Genomic DNA, 17084 nt, shown 5'->3' on the forward strand with positions numbered 1-17084 from the left:
GGACGGCCTCCTCCGCTCCAGGTCAGTACTTCCAGCTCACGGAAACCCGGACGTTGGTCGGGGCCCCGTAGAAGGCCTGGGACCAGTAGAGGCTCGTCAGGTACTTCTCGTTGGTGACGTTCTCGACGTTGACCGAGGCGCTCAGGGCCGAAGTGAAGTCGTAGCGGGCCATGAGGTTGACCAGGGCGTAGGCGCGCTGGCGGATGGTCATCCCGGGCCCCTCCTCGCGCCGCATGTCGCTCTTCCAGGTCACCGCCAGGCCGGTCTTGGCCTTGGGGAGGAAGGGCAGGCGCCAGGTGGCCCCGGCCTGCGCGAGCCGGCGCGGCACGTAGGTGCGGGCGTCCCGGCCGTCCCCGTCCTCGAGGGAGAGGAAGGTGGCGCCGGCGTGCACCTGGAGGTCGCGGGTCAGGTCGCCGCTGGCCTCCAGCTCCAGGCCCTTGGCCGTGGTGTCGACGCCCTTGTAGACCGCCTGGATCCCCACGTAGCCGTCCGACTCGGCGAGGTTGCGCTGGGTGGCACGGAAGAGGGAGACGCTGGTCTGGAGGCGCTGCCCGAGCCAGGCGCTCTTGAGGCCCGCCTCGACGCTGCGTCCCTTCACCGGGTCCAGCCGCCGCTGGGAGCGGTCCATCTCCGACTGCGGGTTGAAGATCTCGGCGCAGCTGGCGTAGAGGGTGTGGGCGGGCGCGACGTCCCAGGTCAGGCCCGCGTAGGGGGTGGTGGCGGAGTCCTTGCGCATGCGGTCCACGCCGTACGCGAGTCCGGCGGTGCTCTGGGAGGTGTGGGCGGCGCCCAGGAGCAGGTTCACCCCTTCGGCCAGGTTCAGGCGCGCGGCGGCGAACCCGGTCCCCCGGGCGTCCACGACCCGGCTCCCCGCCACGGAGGCGTCGAAGACGGGTTCGGGGTACCGGCCGTCCCAGACCGCCAGGTCGGGAAGGGGCGTGCCGATGCCCCGCCCGTAGTGGGACTGGTCCTCGAGCAGGCCGTGGGCGTACTGGGCCCCGACGACCACCTGGTGGGTGCGCCCGAAGAGACTGAAGGTCCCGCGCAGGCTGCCTTCGGCCAGGTCCTGGGTGGTGGTGCCGGCGTAGAGGGAGGGGTAGGCGTAGAGGCCCAGGCCGGTGACCGGGTCCGGGGTGCCGTAGACGTAGAAGAGCTTGTCGTCGCTCTCCTGGCGCCGGCGGGTCCAGGTGCCCTTCACGGACCAGCCGCCGCCCAGGTCGTGGGCCAGCTCCGCGAAGAGGGTGGTCTCGCGGTTGTCCCAGCGGACCCAGTCCGCCGCGGTGCTGGTGGAACGCGCGTAGTGCGTGGGCGTGCCGTCGGTGTGGAGAAGCGGCAGGGCGCCCCAGAGGCCGCCGTCCGTGTCCTTCCGCTGGAAGGTGAAGCCCGCGGTGAACGTGGTCGCGGCGCCCAGATCCGCCTCCACCACGCCGTAGAGGAGGTGCTTCCGGGAGGCGAGCCGGTCCAGGTACGAATGGCCGGTCTCGCCCGCGCCCACGAAGCGGCCGCGCACCGCGCCGTCCCAGCCCAGGCTGCCGGAGATGTCCACGTCGGCGCGGCCCCGGTCCCAGGAGCCGGCGCCAAGGGTCGCCGAGGCCTGCAGTTCGCGGGTGGGGCGCTTCCGGATGAAATTCACGGTGGCGGAGGGATAGCCCGTGGCGGAGACGAGGCCGTTGGCGCCGCGCACCACCTCGATGCGGTCGAAGGGCGCCAGGTCCAAGTCGCCCAGGAGGTTGCCGTTGGCGAAGCCCGCGCCCACGCCGTCGAACTGGAAGTTGGTGATGTCGAAGCCCCGGGCCGTGAAGTAGGTTCGGTCCGTCTCCACCCGCTCCACCTGGACCCCGGTCACGGCGTCCAGGGCGTCGATGGCCGAGGACAGGCGGAAGTCCTCCAGCTGGGCGTGGGTGAGCACGGTCACCGGCTGGGGGGTCTCCCGCAGGGGGAGGTCGAGGCCGGTCCCGGACGCGCTCCGGGCGACCACGTAGGCCCCGGTGTCCTCCGAGGGAGCCTCCTTCTCCTTGGCCTCCTTGGCGTCCTTGGCGGCCTTGGCGGTGACCTTCACCGCGGGCAGCGTGGTCTCCGGCGCGGGGGGCTCGGCGTGGGCCAGGCCCGAGAAGAGGAGGCCGGTCAGCAGGGTGGAGCGGGGAGGGGTGGCGAAGCGGTAGCGCAGCATGGCGAACCTCATGGAACCGGCCTCGCGGCCGGGGGTGGAAGCATCAGGCCCAGGCGTTCCGGGCATGGCGGGGGAGACGGGCGCCGAGGACCAGGAACAGCGCGCCGGCGGCGGCGCCCAGGACGGCGAGGACGGGATGGGTGGACAGGCTGAGGAGGGGAATGGCCAGGGCGCCGGCGGCCGTCGCCCAGGCGAGGCCCCGCAGGCTCCGGCGGAGGGGGCCGAGCCCCGCCCAGAGGACCCCGCCCAGGAGGCAGGGCCAGAAGACCCAGCCCAGGCTGGCGGCCCCCAGGCGGGCCGCGGGGAAGCAGGCGGCGAGTCCGGCCAGGGCCCCCCCGCACACCCCCACCGTGAGGCGGGCCATGAGCTGGGCCTGGCGGGGCCGGCGCTTCCAGCGGGCCTCCACGGCCACGCCCATTCCGGCGAGGAAGGCCAGGGCGCCGGCCACCCCGAAGGTGAACCAGGCGGCCTGCACGGTCCGGCCGCCGAAGTCGCCGAAGTGGAGGCCGTAGAGGGTGGACAGGAGGGCGTGGTTGCCGTCGCGGCGCCCCGGCACCTGCACATCGGTGACGGTCCCGGTGTCCATTGCCACGGCCAGCTGGCCGAAGGGCGCGACGCCGCCGGGGCGGTGGCCCAGGATCTGGAGGGTCGCCGCCGCGTCCCCGGCGTGGACGAACCGGAGGAAGCGGGGCTCGAAGCCCGGGGCCGCGGCCGACGCCGCCTCCAGGAGCCGCGCCAGGGGCAGGGGCGAACCGGGCCGGCCCGACGCCGCCGGGGCCGCCGTGCCCAGGATCGCGTCCAGCCTCGGCGCCAGCTGGCCCCGGTACACCGTCGCGTCGTAGGTGGCGACGAGCACGAGAAAGAGGCTGAAGAGGGCCCCCGTGACCGCGAAGATCCCGTGCAGGGGCAGGGCCGCGAGGCCCAGGGCCCCGTGGGTGTCGCCCCAGGTGCGGCGGGCCGGGGCCTTCCAGGCCACGGAGAGCGCCCGGCGGCCCCTGGGCAGGTGCAGGATGGCGCCGGTGAGGAGGGCCAGGGCGTAGAGGAGGCAGACCCCGCCCAGGAGGAGGGCCCCTGCGCGGCCGAGGCCGAATTCGTGGTGCAGTTCGTTGAAGAAGGTGCCGAGGCCTCCCCGCGCCGCGGCGGGGCGGCCCGAGGCCAGGTCACCGGCGGACCCGAAGACCCAGTCACCGGTGGCCGGATCCTGCCAGTAGGCCACCGGGTCGGGACCCAGCTCCCCGGGCACCGCGAGGGAGAAGGCGCCCTTGAGCTCCGGGTGCCGGCGCTGGATCTCCGCCGCCGCGGCCTCGAGGGCGGCCGGATCGGCCTGGGCCGCGGGCCGGGTCTCGCCCGCGCCCCAGCGGTCCAGCTCCTTCCCGAAGACCGTCAGGGCGCCGGCGCAGAAGACGACGAAGAGCACCAGGGCGCAGGCCAGGCCCGCCCAGGTGTGGAGGGCGCGGGCGGCCCGCTGGCGGAGGGGGTCGCTCATGCCAGCCCCCAGAGGGCCAGGGCGGCGACGCCGTGGAGCAGGCCCAGGACCGCCCACATCCGGCGGGGATCGCGCATCCACAAGCCCACCCACACGGCCCCGATCCAGAGGGGGACCACGAGGGTGAAGCCCAGCACGAGGCGGGTCCAGCCCGTGGCCTTGAGGAGCACCCCCACCGCGAGCACGGCCAGGGTGAGGGCCGCCAGCGGCATCAGGGCGAGGTGGACGCGCCCGGGGGCGCGGCGGGGAGCGGGTGGGGTGCGTTCGGGCATGGGTCATCCAGGGCCCCTGGACGGGGCCGTCGGCGGGTGGGGGGAATGGTTCAGGCGCTGAGGGAGAACTCGATGGGGACCAGGACCCAGGCCTGGACGGGGGCCTCCCCCAGCCGGGCCGGGGTGAAGCGCCAGGCGCGGACCGTGGCGGCGGCGGCCTGGTCCAGGGCGGTGGATCCGCTGCTGGCGCGGACCTCCACCTGGAGGGGCGCGCCCTCCGCCGAGACCAGGACCCGGAGCAGCACCCGCCCCTCCTCCCGGGCGCGGCGGGCCCGGGCCGGATAGGCGGGGGCGGGGTTGTTCAGGTAGGCCGCGTCGAAGCGGGGCTGGATCACCGCCAGGCCTCCGGGGGCCCCGGTGGCGGCGGCTCCGCCGCCGGCCGCGCCAGGATGGGCCGGTCCCGCCTCGGGACGGGGGGCGGGCGGCGCGGGGACCGCCTGGGCCACGGCGGGCAGGGCCGCGGGGGGCTGCTCCGGCACCGGCTCCGGGCGGGGGGCGGGCGCCCCGGTGGCGGGGCCCGCCGCCGGCCGGGGCGCCGCCGCCGGCGCGGGGACGGGGGCCTGGGGCAGGGTCAGATCCAGGATGATCTCCCGGCGCGCGACCCGCACTGGGGCCGGACCAGCGTCCATGCGGGAGGCCAGCACGGCCGCGCCGGCCAGGACGAGGCCGGAGGCCAGGGAGCCCAGGGAGGCCCAGAGGCGCCGGGCGACGGGATGCGGGTCCTGGATCTGGAAATCCGGGACGGGGAGGATGGGGTCGGGTCGGGGGTGCGTCATGGTGGGGTCCAGGGCCTCGGCTTATTTGAGACTGAGTCTCAGTCTACATAAGCCCTCCCCTGCGTCAACCCTGAACGCGGGACCTGTGCTGTCCGTCACACCGGGCGGGGACCCGCTCAGCCGCGCCGCCCCCGGAACCGCCCCATCAGGCGCAGGCCGTTGGCCACCACCAGGAGGCTGGCGCCCATGTCGGCGAACACCGCCATCCACAGGGTGGCCCGGCCCGCGAAGGCCAGCAGCAGGAAGGCCGCCTTGATGCCCAGGGCCAGGACGAGGTTCTGGCGGAGGACGAGGGCCGTGCGGTGGCTCAGCCCGATGAAGTCCGCGATCTTGCGCGGATCGTCGTCCATGATGGCCACGTCGGCCGTCTCCAGGGCCGTGGCGGTGCCCGCCGCCCCCATGGCGAAGCCGAGGTCGGCCCGGGCCAGGGCCGGGGCGTCGTTCACGCCGTCCCCCACCATGCCGGTCAGGCCCTGGGCCTGGAGGTCGGCGATGGCGGCCTGCTTGTCCTCGGGCATCAGGTTGCCGCGGGCGTCCGAAATGCCCAGCTGCCGGGCCACGGCCCGGGCCGTGGCCGGGTTGTCCCCCGTGAGCAGGACGGGCGTCACCCCCAGGCCCCGCAGGGCGTCCACGGCCGGGCGGCTCTCGGGCCGGAGGGTGTCCGCCAGGGCGAACAGGGCCTCCGGGCCGCGGCTGGAGCAGAGGAGGATGGCCGTGCGGCCCGCCTCCTCCACCTGGGCCAGGCGCGCCTCCAGGGCCGGGTCGCAGGCGCCCAGTTCCTCGACCAGGCGATGGTTCCCCAGGTGCCAGGTTTCGCCGTCGATGCGGCCCCGGACCCCCCGCCCCGGCAGGACGCTGAAGTCGGCCACGGCCGCCAGCGACGCTCCCGGCTGGCGGTCGCGCCAGCCCTGGACGAGGGCCCGGGCCACGGGATGGGTGCTGGGCTCGTCCAGGCTCGCGGCGATGCGCAGGAGGTCGGCCACGGATCCCCCGTCCAGGGCCTGGGCGTCCACGAGGGCGGGCCGGCCCTGGGTGAGGGTCCCGGTCTTGTCCAGGGCCACCACCTTCAAGCGCCGGCCGTTCTCCAGGAAGGCGCCGCCCTTCACGAGGACGCCGTGGCGGGCGGCCGCCGCCAGGCCGCTCACCACGGTCACGGGGGTGGAGACCACGAGGGCGCAGGGGCAGGCGATCACCAGCAGCACGATGGCCTGGTAGAGCCAGCCCGCCCAGCCGCCTCCGGCCAGCAGGGGCCCCAGGAGGGCCACGGCCCCGGCGAGGACCACCACGGCGGGCGTGTACACATGGGCGAACCGGTCCACGAAGCGCTGCATGGGCGCCCGCTGGGCCTGGGCCTCCTGGATGGCGGCGGCGATGCGGTCGAGGGTCCCGGCGCCGGCGGCGGCCGTGACCTCGGCCTCCAGCACGCCGTCGGTGACGATGCTGCCGGCGTAGAGGGGATCGCCGGGGCCCTTGTCCACCGGGAGGCTCTCGCCCGTGATGGGGGCCTGGTCGAGGGCCGCCTGGCCCGAGAGGACCCGGGCGTCCAGGGGCACCCGGGCGCCGGTACGCACGCGGATGCGGGCGCCCAGGGGCACTTCGGCGAGGGGCGCCTCCCGCCAGCCGTCCCCGTCCGGCACTTCGGCGGTCTCCGGGGCCAGGGCGGTGAGGGCGCGGATGGCGTCCCGGGCCCGGGCCAGGGAGAGGCCCTCGATGGCCTCCGCGAGCCCGAAGAGGAAGATCACCATGGCGGCCTCGGGCCATTTGCCGATGGCGAGGGCGCCGGCGGTGGCCAGGGACATGAGGAAGTGGATGTTGATCGCGCGGTTGCGCAGGGCGATCCAGCCCTTGCGGAGGGTCGGGAGCCCGGAGGCCGCCAGGGACGCGGCGGCCAGCACGGCCACGGCCGGGGAGGCCTCGTGGCCGGTCTTCCAGGCCACGAGTTCGGCGGCGAGGGCCGCGGCGCCCCCCCATGCCAGGCGCCACCGCTGCCCCCGCGGCAGGACCGGCGGCGGCGCGGACCGGCCCCGGGCCTCCAGGAGCACCGGGGCCATGCCCACCTGGACCAGGGCCTCGGCCACCTCCCCCGGGGCCTCCAGGCGGTGGTGCACCGTCAATTCCCGGTCCAGCAGGTTGAAGTCCAGGTGGACGATGCCCGGGATCCGGCCCAGGCGCTTGCGGATCAGGCCCTCCTCGGTGGGGCAGTCCATGGCGTCGATGCGGAACCGCAGGCGGGCGTGGTCCCCCGGGGGGGCCGGGGCCCGCTCCGGCGCGGGGGCGGAACCGCCGCAGGCGCCGCCACAGCAGGCGTGACCGGTGGGAGAGGACGGGGATCGGGTCATGGTTGCGCGGCGCTCCCGGAGATGCCACCATTCGGCACCCTGTAGCAGCTACAGGGTCAACCCCGGAGGTGCGGTGTGAGGATCGGCGAGCTGGCCCAGCGGAGCGGCTGCGACGTGGAGACCGTCCGGTTCTACGAGCGGGAAGGCCTGCTGGACACCCCCGCCCGGGAGCCCAACGGCTACCGCCGCTACGGGGAGCGCCACCTGGTGCAGCTCCACTTCGTCCGCCACTGCCGCTCCCTGGGCATGGGCCTGCCGGACATCCGGACCCTCCGCGCCTTCCAGGCCCACCCGGAACTGGCCTGCGACGACATCAACGCCATGATCGACCGCCAGATCGGGCGTATCCACCAGCAGGTGGAGACCCTGCGGACCCTGGAGGGGCAGCTCCACGCCCTGCGGGACACCTGCGACCAGCACCGGAAGACCGGCGAGTGCGGCATCCTGCGCAACCTGGAGCAAGCAGCCGAGGGAGAGGCCTGCTCCTGCCACCCCCAGCGGTCGGAGGGGGTCTGGACCCCAGGGGGGGTTGATTCTTTCAAATAGCCCTCCAGGGCGGACGCCCGACCCCTTACACTGGCCTTTCGCGCCGTCCCATGTCCGCCCCCCTGTCCCAGACCTCCGCTCCCGACCGCCCGGCCTCGCCGGCGAGGCGGTGGCTGTGCGTGCTCCTGCTGGTGGTCCTGGGCACCTTCCTGGCGGCCGCCGGGCGGGACCACTGCCATGACGGGGGCCACCAGGCGTCCGCCCCCCACCTCCTCTGCGTCGACGACTGCGCCCCCGCCGTGATCCCGGCGGCGCCGGCGCCGCCGCCCCGCGACCCCCAGCCCGAGGCCCCGTTCACGGAGGCGGCCCCCGCCGCCGTGCGGAGCCTGGACCTCGAACCGGAGAAAGCGCCGCCCCGGGCCTGAGCCCCGCCGACGCCCCTGACGGCTCCCGGCCCGGGAGCCCCGTTTCCCCGCCCATCGAGGTTCTCCATGCGAATCCCCCTTCTGGGGGCCCTGCCCTGCCTGCTCTTCGCGCAGGCGGCCGAGGCTCCCCTGGCCTTCGAGGCCATCCTGGCCCTGGCCCGCCCTGCGCCCGAGCAGTGGCGCGTCCAGGCCCTTCTCGCCGAGCGCGGCCTCCAGACCGCCGAATCCCGGGGCCTCCTCCGGGACGCCCCCACCCTCTCCCTCCTGGCGGGCCCCCGCCGGGCCACCGGCACCCCCGGCAGCACCGACCGCGCCGTGGAACTGGACCTGCCCCTCCTCCTCGCCCCCGGCGCGCGCGCGGCCCTGGAAGCCAGCCTGGGCGCCGCCCATCCCCTCCTCACGGAAGCCGCCCGGCGCGAGGCCCGCCTCCGGCTCCAGACCGCCTACCTGGACGCGTGGCTCAGCGCGCGCCTGCGGGCCCTGCGGGAAGCGGACCTCCAGACCGTGGACCGCTGGCGGTCCGCGGCCCAGGCCCGGCTGGAGGCCGGGGCCGATCCCGCCTTCCAGGTGGCCCTCGTCGAGGGCGAGCGCCTCAAGGTCCAGCAGGAGCTGGACGAGGCCCGCCTCCAGGAGGCCCGGGCCTGGGGCGCCCTGACGGCCCTCGCCGATCTGCCCGCCCAACCCCGGCCCCTGGCCGACCCGGGCCCCCTTCCCGCCCTGTCCGGGGCCGGCCTGGAAGCCCGGCTCCAGGCCAGCCCCGTCCGCCAGGCCCTCCTCGCCGAGGCGGACCTGGAGGCCCGCGGCCTCCGCCTGAAGGAGGCCCAGGCCCTGGCGCGGTGGAGCCTGCGCGGCAGCTACGCCGCCGAGGGCGAGGACCGGGTGGCCCGCCTGGGCGTGGCCCTGCGCCTCCCCCGCCCGGGACAGGCCGAGGCCGTCCGCCGCGGCACCGAGGCCCAGCTCCGGGCCGTCCAGGGCGCTTCGCGCCAGGCCCTGGCCGAGTTCGACGCCCGCGCCGAGGCCGCCGCGGCCCGCCTCCGGGGCTTCGGTCCCGACGCGCCGGTCCCCGACTTCGCCCGCGCCCTGGAGGCCGTCGGCCTCCGGCTGCAGGAGGGCCGGGAACGGCCTTCGGACGCCCTCCCCATCCGGCGCCAGCTGCTGGAGGCCCAGATGGCCTCGCTGCGGCGCGTCCACGCGCGGCATGCCCTGGCCGCCGAACTCCAGGCCCTGCTCCCCGAGGTGACCCCATGACCCGCGTCCACCAGATCCTGCCCCTCGCCCTCGTCCTCGCCGCGGGGACGGCCTGCGGCCGCAAGCCCGCGCCGAAGGCGGCGGAGGCGGAGCACGCCCACGAGGAGGCCGCCATCCCCGTGGAGGCCATGCGGGGCATCCGCCTCCTCGAGGTGGCCGAGGCCCGCACCGGCGCGCGCTGGATGCCCGGCGAGGCCCAGGGGGACGAGGCCGCCCAGGCCGTCCTCAGCTGCCCCGTCAAGGGCATCGTCAGCCGCCTCGTGGCCATCCCCGGCCAGGCCCGGCGGGCCGGGGAGGTGCTGGCCGTCGTCCAGAGCCCCGAACTGGCCCGCCTCAAGGCCGAGTGGATCGCGGCGAAGTCCCGGCTGACCCGCGCCCGGGCCGACCTGGCGCGGGAGGAACGCCTCTTCCAGGCCGGGGCGGGCGCCCGCCGGGACCTGGAGACCGTGCGCGCCGAGGCCGAGACGGCCGAGGCCGGGGAGGAAGCCGCCCGCCTGAGCCTGGAGGCCGTCGGCCTCCCGCCCAGCGAAGCGGGCGCCAGCTTCCCCCTCCGCGCCCCGTCCGCCGGCAGCCTCGTGGCCTGGAAAGTGCAGCGGGGCCAGGGCGTGGAGGCGGGCCAAGAGCTGGGCGCTTTCCAGGCCGCCCGGGCCTCCATCGTGAAGGTGGAGGTGCCCCAGCCCGGTCCCGTGGACTGGGCCCCGGGGGCCGAGACCGAGGTCCGCCAGGCCGGCGGAAGGACCTGGAGGGCGCGCCTGGAGGGGACCCCCACGGCCCTCACCGCCGACACGCGCCGGCTGGCCTACCGCCTCCGCTTCCTCGGTGGGCCCCTGCCCATCCCGGGCACCCCCGTGGAGGTGAAGGTCCCCCTGGACAAGGGAATCTACCTGCCCCAGTCCGCCCTCCAGCAGATGGAGGGGCGCTGGGGGGTCTTCGTGGTGTCGGGAGGGCAGGCCGCGTTCCGCCCCGTGACCCGCGGCGCCGACATCCAGGCCGAGGTCCTGATCCTCGACGGCCTGAAGCCCGGCGAGACCGTCGTGGCCGAGGGGGCCTACCTCCTCAAGGCCCGGCACCAGAAGCAGGCGGAACCGGAGGGGGAGGGCGGCCATGGCCACTGAGCCCTCCTCCCTCCTGCGCCGCTGGTTCCAGGCCCTCCTGCCCCGCAAGGGCTGGGTCTTCGCCCTGAGCCTCGCCTGGGGCGCGGCGGGCATCCTCACCTTCACGGGCCTGGGGCGCGACCTGTTCCCCGACATGAGCCTGCCCGTCCTCAGCGTCCTCATCCAGAGCCCCGGGCGCGCCACGCCGGAGCTGGAGCTCTCCGTCGCCCAGCCCGCGGAGCAGGCCCTGGGCGGCATGCCCGGGGTGCGGCGGGTCAACTCCGTCGTCCTGCCGGAGCTCGTGCAGACCGTCGTGACCTTCGAGGGCGGCACGGACCCGTGGCGGGCCCGGCAGCTCGTCGCCGAGCGCCTCTCGGGCGTCGTCGGGTCCTTCCCCGCCGGCACCCGCCCCCCCCTCATGACCAGCGCCTCGGGACGCCTCCAGGAGCTGATGGAGATCGTCCTCGAGGGCGAGCGCGTCGACCCCATGCGCCTGCGCGACCACACCGACCAGGTCCTGGTGCCCCGCCTCCAGGCGGTCCCCGGCGTGGCGCGGGTGGAGAAGCTCGGGGGCCAGGAGCGGTCCCTCCAGATCCAGCTCATCCCCGAGCGGGTCCGCAGCCTGGGCGTCACCCTCGACAAGGTCATGGCCGCCCTGGAGCAGAGCGGCCAGGACCTGGCCGCCGGCATCCTGGAGATCCAGGACAAGGGGTGGTACATGTCCGTGGGCAGCCTCGCCGCAGGCCCCGAGGAGGTGCGCAGGCTCCCCGTGCAGGCCGCGCGCCGCACCGTCACCCTCGGGGAGATCGCCGAGGTCCGGGAGGCACCCGCCTTCCGGCGCGGCCTGGCCCGGCACGACGGCCACGAGGACGTCAGCCTGCGCATCGTGAAGCAGCCCACCGCCGCCACCCTGGAGGTGGCCGAAGGCGTGCGGGAGGCCGTGAAGGAGCTCCAGCGGGGCCTGCCCCAGGGCATGCGCCTGGAGACCATCTACGACCAGGGCGGGCTCGTGACCCACGCCCTCGACGGGGTGACCCTGGCCCTGGCCGTGGGCGGCCTCTTCGTGGCGGGCGTCCTCGTCGCCCTCCTGGGCAGTTTCCGGGGCGCCGTCCTCGTGCTCGCCGTGCTGCCCCTGGCCACCTTCGGGGCGGCCATCCCGCTCCGCCTCTCGGGGCTGGGGCTGAACGCCATGACCCTCGGCGGCCTCGCCATCGCCGTGGGGCTGCTGGTGGACGCCGCCGTCATCATGGTGGAGAACCTGGCCCACCGCCTCCACGGGGCGGACGGCGGCACCCGGCGCGACGTGCTCACCCGCGCGGCGGCGGAAGTGGCCGGCCCCATCCTCACCGCCGTCCTCGTGATCCTGGCGGTGTTCATCCCCCTCCTCTCCATGGGCGGCATCGCGGGCAAGCTCTACGCCCCCCTGGCCGCGGCCGTGGCCTCCGCCATGACGATCAGCCTGGTGCTGACCTTCACCCTGGTCCCGGCCCTGGTGGAGCGCTTCCTGCCCCCCGGCGCCACCCTGCGGGAACCCCGGCTCGTGGCGGCCATCAAGCGCGTGTACCGGCCCGCCCTGGACTGGGCCCTCGGGCACGGCGTCCTCGTGCGGATCCTGGCCCTGGGCCTGACGGTCCCGAGCCTGTGGCTGGCCTTCCGGCTGGGAACGGACTTCCTGCCCGCCCTGGACGAGCGCGCCTTCATGCTGCTCTCCAAGGTCCCCTCGGAATCCAGCCTGGAGGCGGTGGACAAGGCCAACCTGCTCCTGGACGAACGGCTCCGCGACATCCCCGGCGTCGGGGCCGTCTACCGCCGGAGCGGCAGGGCCGAGGTCACCGAGGACCCCTGCCCCATCACCGACAGCGAGGTGATGGTGATCCTGCGCGCCGACGCCGACGAGAAGGCCGTGGGCCGCGAGGTGCTGGAGGCGGCCGAGGCCATGCCCTTCCCCGTGGAAGTCAACACCCCCATGCAGGAGCGCATCGCCGAGGGCATCGGCGGCACCCCCGCGGACATCCAGGTGAAGCTCTTCAACCGGGACCTGGACGCCCTGCGCCGCGAACTCCCGGCCCTCCGGGAGCGCCTGCTCCGGGTGGAGGGCGTCCGGAGCGTCACCCCCGACACCCCCGACCCCATGCCCCGGTGGCGGGCCGTCCTCGACGAGGAGGCCCTGCGCCGCCTGGACGTGCCCCGGCCCCTGGTGGCCCGGACCCTCCAGGCCGCCCTCCAGGGCCTGGAAGCCGAGGCCCGCTTCGACGGCCCCCAGCGCATCGAGCGGACCGTCCGGTTCCCCAACGACGGCCATGCCAGCCCCGAGACCCTCAAGGACACCCCCCTCGTCCTCGACGACGGCCGGGCCCTCTCCCTGGGCCAGGTCCTGCGCTTCGAGGAGGCCTCCACCCCGACCCTGGTGCGGCGCGAGTCCGCCCAGCGGCGCCTGGGCCTCAACGTCCGCACCGGGGGCGACCTGGGGGGGACCGCCCGCCGCATCGAGCAGGCCCTCGCCGGCGTCCAACTGCCCGAGGGCACCTTCGTGAAGCTGGGCGGCAAGATCGAGGAGGCCCGGGAGACCCAGCGCCGCCTCGGCCTGGCCGTCGCCGGGGCCCTGGCCCTCGTCGTGGGCCTCCTCTTCCTGGCCCTCAAACGCTGGCGCGAGGTGCTCGTCGTCGTCGCTACCCTGCCCGACGCCTTCGCGGGGGCCCTCTTCGCCCTCTGGCTCGCGGGCGAGACCTGGAACATCAGCTCCATCGTGGGCATGATCGGGCTCTTCGGGGTGGCCGTGCAGAACAGCCTGGTCCTCATCACCCAGGCCAAGGCCCTCATGGACGCCGGCACCCCCTTCGAGGAGGCCCTGCGGGAGGCCAGCCTCGGCCGGGTCCGGCCCAAGCTCATGACCGCCGGCGCGGCCATCCTGGGCCTCGCCCCCATGCTGCTCGGCTTCGGCGGCTCCGAACTGGAGCGGCCCCTGGCCATCGCCATGGTGGGCGGCCTCGTGACCAGCACCCTCTTCACCCTCCTGGCCCTGCCCAGCTTCTACGCGTGGGTGGGCCGGCCCCGCGACGGCAGGTAGGCGTCCTCCACCCCGGGTTCCGCGGTTCGCCGCGGAACCCGCTTGCGCCGGCAAGGATCGTACTGTACCGTTCAGTACACTGGAGGACCCCATGACCGCCCCGCGCACCCGCGACACCCGCGAACGCATCCTCGAGGCCGCCCAGCGCCTCTTCCTGGCGCACGGGTACGAAGGCACGAGCATGGACGCGATCCAGCAGGCCGTGGGCGGCTCCAAGGCCACCCTCTACGCCCACTTCGCCGGCAAGGACGCCCTCTTCGCGGCGGTGCTGGACCGGGCCGGGTCCGGCCCCCTCGCCCTGCCCCTCGAAGCCGGACTGCCGGTCCGGGAAACCTTGGAGCAGGTGGCCGACAAGGTCCTCCAGGTGGCGGGCTCCCCCTGGTACGCCCGCCTGCAGCGCTGCGTGCTCGGCCGGGCCGAGGCCGCCCCCGAGCTGGCCGCCGCCTTCTTCGAGCAGGGCGCGGGCCTCGCCCACCGGGAGCTGGCGGCCTGGCTGCGCCGCCAGCACCGGGCGGGGGCCCTCCGCTGCCCCCGGCCGGAGCGCTCCGCCGAACTCTTCCTCGGCCTCGCCCAGGGCCTCCACGCCCAGCGGGCCCTCTTCGGGCTCCCGCCCCTGGACGCCGCGGCCCGGAAGGCCTGGGCGCGCCAGGCCGTCCAGGCCTTCCTCACCCTCTCCTAGGAGTTCCCCCCATGAGCACCCCCTTCCCCGCCGTGGACGACGCCACCTTCCGCGAGGCCGTGGCCTCCGGCACCACCCTCGTGGACGTGTGGGCCCCCTGGTGCGGCGCCTGCCGAACCCTGGGCGCCACCCTCCAGCAGCTGGCCCCGGCCCTGGACCCCGCCCTGAAGGTGGTCCAGCTGGACAGCGAGGCCAACCCCGCGACCGCCGCGGCCCTCGGGGTCCTGGCCCTGCCGACCCTCCTCCTCTTCCGGGACGGGGCCCTCGTCGGCCGCCGCGTGGGCGCCCTGGGCCGCCAGGGCATCCTCGCCTTCGTGGCCGGGGATTGACCCGCGCCGGCCTGGGCGACCCCAGCACCCGCTGGCGGACCTTCCGCGCCGGCCTGGGCGTCTCCCCCGCCGATCACCGCCGGCGGTTCGCCGCGCCAGAGATCCGGAGGCTTGTGGAGCCGTCCGGGGTATGATGCATTCCGCCCGCTCGACGGCCTCGACCGCGAGCCCCCCGGACCCCTGACACCCCGGAGCCGCCAGCCATGACCTGGCTCACCCGCCACCCCGCCCAGGCCTCGATCCGCACGGTCCTCCTGGGCTCCCTCCTCATCCTGGGCGGCTGGGCGCTGGCGGTCACCCTCGGGCATCTGCAGCTCAACTGGCGAGCCCATCGCCATGCCCAGGACCGGGTGCGGGCCTCGATCCTCGCCGAAAGCATCCTGGAAATGGCCAACAACCTTGCTTTCGAACGGGGGCGCGCCGCCGTGCTCCTCCGCCGGACCGAGATCCCCGCCCCCGAGGACCTGGCCTTCCTGGACCGCCGCCGCGCCCGGTCCGAGTCCGCCTGGCAGGCCCTTCAGGGCCCGCTGCGCCAGGGGGCCATCCCCCACGCCGCCGACGTCGAAGCCCGCCTGCAGGAGGTCCGGGCCCTCCGGGTCCGCGTGAGCGAAATCCTGGTCCGCGTCGGCCAGGACCCCGCCCTCGCCGACGCCTGGTACCTCGCCGCCACCCGGGCCATCCAGGCCATCCAGAAGAGCCTGGAGGCGCTGGCCCAGCAGTTCGAGCCCGGCGACAGCACGATCCCCCTGGCCCTCCTGGCCAGCACCGCCCTGGAACTGCGCGACACGGTGGGCTCGGAAAGTTTCATGGCCCTCCAGCTCATCTCCGCCGGATCGGCAACCCCGGCGCAGCGGGAGCGCGTCGCCGAGGCCCGCGGCCGGGGCGAGCGCCTCTGGGACGAAGTCGCCCAGCTGGCCGAGATCGGCCACGCGCCGGCCCTCCAGGCCCGGGTGGCCGACCTTCGGGCCCAGTGGACCCAGGTCGCGCGCCCCCTCCACGACGCCGGGCTCGCGGACCTGGCCCAGGGCCGGGCGCCGATGCCCATCCGCCGGATCACCGCCGTCTCCGTGCCCGCCCTGGATGGCCTCGCGGCCCTGAGCGCCGCCGCCGCCCAGCAGGTCCGCATGCGCGCCCAGGCCACCATGGCGGCCACCCAGGCGCATCTGGTCCGCCACGTCCTCGTCCTCGCGGGCCTGCTGCTGGTCCTGGCCTTCTCCTTCCGCTACGTGCTGGTCCACATGGTCCAGCCCCTGGAGGCCGCGGACCAGGAACTCCGGCGGATGGGCGCCCTGCCCCAGCTGACCGATGGCAAGGGCAGCGAGGTGGAGCGCATCACCGCCAGCACGCAGGCCCTCGGCGAATCCCTGGCCCGCCGCGCCGAGGCCGAGGCCGCCCGCGAGGCGACCATCGCCGAGCTCCAGGCCGCCCTGGACCAGATCCGCGTGCTCAAGGACATCCTCCCCATCTGCGCCCGTTGCAAGAAGATCCGCAACGACGCCGGCTACTGGGAGCAGGTCGAATCCTACATCTCCACCCACACCGACACCACGTTCACCCACGGCTGCTGCCCGGACTGCGCCGAGGTCCTCTTCCCCCGCCCGAAACGGGAGGCTTGACCCCGCGCGGCCTCAATGGATTTTCCAAGGTCGGCCTGGGTCCACATGGTTGTCATCGCCCCCGTCCGGGGCTATCGTGGCTCAACGCTCCCGCTTGACCCCCGGATCGACGCGCCCGGCCGACGCGCCGAATTCCGCATCCCACCGGCCCGCAGTCCTGGAACCTCGCCCCGGACGCCCCCGCCCGGGGTCCCCCCACGGAGGCAGCATGTCCCTCACCAAGCGTCTCGCCGCTGAATTCCTGGGAACCCTCTGGCTCGTGCTCGGCGGGTGTGGCAGCGCCGTCCTGGCCGCCGCCTTTCCCGGCGTAGGCATCGGCCTGCACGGCGTCAGCCTCGCCTTCGGCCTCACGGTGCTCACCATGGCCTTCGCCATCGGCCCCATCTCCGGCTGCCACCTGAATCCCGCCGTGAGCCTGGGCCTGGCCACCGCCGGGCGCTTCGCCTGGAAGGACCTCGTCCCCTACTGGATCGCCCAGGTGCTGGGCGCCATCGCCGCCGGCGCCGTCCTCTACGCCATCGCCAGCGGCAAGCCCGGCTTCACCCCCGGCGGCTTCGCCAGCAACGGCTACGGCCTCCACAGCCCCGGCGGCTATGGCCTGGGCGCCGCCTTCCTCACGGAAGCCGTCCTCACCTGCTTCTTCCTCCTCGTGATCCTGGGATCCACCGCCCGGAAGGCCGCCCCCGGCTTCGCCCCCATCGCCATCGGCCTCTGCCTCACCCTCATCCACCTGGTGAGCATCCCCGTCACCAACACCAGCGTGAACCCCGCCCGCAGCACGGGCGTGGCCTTCTTCGCCGAGGGCGGGTGGGCCCTGGGCCAGCTCTGGCTCTTCTGGGTCGCCCCCCTTCTCGGCGCCCTCGTCGCCGGCTGGATCTTCCCCCGCCTCGAAGCGGAGTGACCCCCGGGCCCGCGAGGGCCGAACGGCTGACCACCGGAACCGCCCCCCCTGGCGGGCGCCGGAGGTCAACCCAACCGCCAACGCGCCGAACCCCGCGCGGACTCCCCCAAGCCTCAGCCCCCCCCGCAACGCTCGACATCCGTCGACCGTTGCGAGGGGGCGTAGAGGCAGGCGCTGGACCTGCGACCTCTGGGTT

14 protein-coding genes are annotated in these 17084 nt (G+C 75.3%); 9 read left to right on the forward strand and 5 right to left on the reverse strand.

Annotated features, from left to right (window positions below):
* Positions 1 to 22: 22 nt before the first annotated feature.
* From R2J75_RS17235 to R2J75_RS17255, 5 genes are all read right to left on the reverse strand, one after another.
* On the reverse strand, positions 23 to 2182 hold the full coding sequence (locus tag R2J75_RS17235) for a TonB-dependent siderophore receptor (protein WP_243345795.1): 2160 nt from the start codon (positions 2180 to 2182) through the stop codon (positions 23 to 25).
* Between the two features lie 31 nt (positions 2183 to 2213).
* Complete coding sequence (locus R2J75_RS17240) at positions 2214 to 3656, reverse strand: PepSY-associated TM helix domain-containing protein (RefSeq protein WP_316410690.1); 1443 nt, start codon at positions 3654 to 3656, stop codon at positions 2214 to 2216.
* A complete protein-coding gene (locus tag R2J75_RS17245) occupies positions 3653 to 3928 on the reverse strand; it encodes a hypothetical protein (RefSeq protein ID WP_243329116.1) in 276 nt (91 codons plus the stop codon). Before R2J75_RS17245 ends, R2J75_RS17240 begins: the two co-directional genes overlap by 4 nt.
* A gap of 50 nt (positions 3929 to 3978) precedes the next feature.
* Positions 3979 to 4704 (reverse strand): energy transducer TonB, encoded by a 726-nt coding sequence (locus R2J75_RS17250; protein ID WP_316410691.1) that lies wholly within the window; start codon positions 4702 to 4704, stop codon positions 3979 to 3981.
* Between the two features lie 116 nt (positions 4705 to 4820).
* Positions 4821 to 7043, reverse strand: a complete 2223-nt coding sequence (locus R2J75_RS17255) for a heavy metal translocating P-type ATPase (protein WP_279341759.1) — start codon at positions 7041 to 7043, stop codon at positions 4821 to 4823.
* Between the two features lie 75 nt (positions 7044 to 7118).
* Between R2J75_RS17255 and R2J75_RS17260 the strand changes: the two genes are divergently transcribed.
* The 9 genes from R2J75_RS17260 (at position 7119) to aqpZ (ending at position 16888) form a co-directional block, all read left to right on the forward strand.
* Entirely contained in the window at positions 7119 to 7589 is a 471-nt protein-coding gene (locus R2J75_RS17260; protein WP_316410692.1) for a Cd(II)/Pb(II)-responsive transcriptional regulator, read from the forward strand.
* Between the two features lie 50 nt (positions 7590 to 7639).
* Positions 7640 to 7954 carry a hypothetical protein gene (locus R2J75_RS17265; RefSeq protein ID WP_243329114.1) on the forward strand — a complete coding sequence of 105 codons (315 nt, stop codon included), beginning with the start codon at positions 7640 to 7642 and terminating at the stop codon, positions 7952 to 7954.
* Positions 7955 to 8020: 66 nt separating this feature from the next.
* Positions 8021 to 9202, forward strand: a complete 1182-nt coding sequence (locus tag R2J75_RS17270) for a TolC family protein (protein ID WP_243345800.1) — start codon at positions 8021 to 8023, stop codon at positions 9200 to 9202.
* The gene (locus tag R2J75_RS17275; RefSeq protein WP_243329112.1) at positions 9199 to 10317 is read left to right on the forward strand and encodes an efflux RND transporter periplasmic adaptor subunit; all 1119 of its coding nucleotides are present in this window, start codon (positions 9199 to 9201) and stop codon (positions 10315 to 10317) included. Before R2J75_RS17270 ends, R2J75_RS17275 begins: the two co-directional genes overlap by 4 nt.
* The gene (locus R2J75_RS17280; protein ID WP_243329111.1) at positions 10307 to 13363 is read left to right on the forward strand and encodes an efflux RND transporter permease subunit; all 3057 of its coding nucleotides are present in this window, start codon (positions 10307 to 10309) and stop codon (positions 13361 to 13363) included. The genes R2J75_RS17275 and R2J75_RS17280 overlap by 11 nt, the downstream gene beginning before the upstream one ends.
* Positions 13364 to 13454: 91 nt before the next feature.
* Positions 13455 to 14042, forward strand: coding sequence for a TetR/AcrR family transcriptional regulator (locus R2J75_RS17285; RefSeq protein ID WP_243345805.1), 588 nt, complete (start codon positions 13455 to 13457; stop codon positions 14040 to 14042).
* Positions 14043 to 14053: 11 nt separating this feature from the next.
* Complete coding sequence (locus tag R2J75_RS17290) at positions 14054 to 14371, forward strand: thioredoxin family protein (protein ID WP_243329109.1); 318 nt, start codon at positions 14054 to 14056, stop codon at positions 14369 to 14371.
* Between the two features lie 203 nt (positions 14372 to 14574).
* Positions 14575 to 15987, forward strand: a complete 1413-nt coding sequence (locus R2J75_RS17295) for a hypothetical protein (RefSeq protein ID WP_316410693.1) — start codon at positions 14575 to 14577, stop codon at positions 15985 to 15987.
* A 208-nt stretch (positions 15988 to 16195) separates the two neighbouring features.
* Positions 16196 to 16888, forward strand: a complete 693-nt coding sequence (gene aqpZ, locus R2J75_RS17300) for an aquaporin Z (RefSeq protein ID WP_243329107.1) — start codon at positions 16196 to 16198, stop codon at positions 16886 to 16888.
* Positions 16889 to 17084 lie beyond the last annotated feature (196 nt).

The sequence above is a fragment of the Mesoterricola sediminis genome (assembly GCF_030295425.1).
GTDB classification, from domain to species: Bacteria; Acidobacteriota; Holophagae; order Holophagales; family Holophagaceae; genus Mesoterricola; species Mesoterricola sediminis.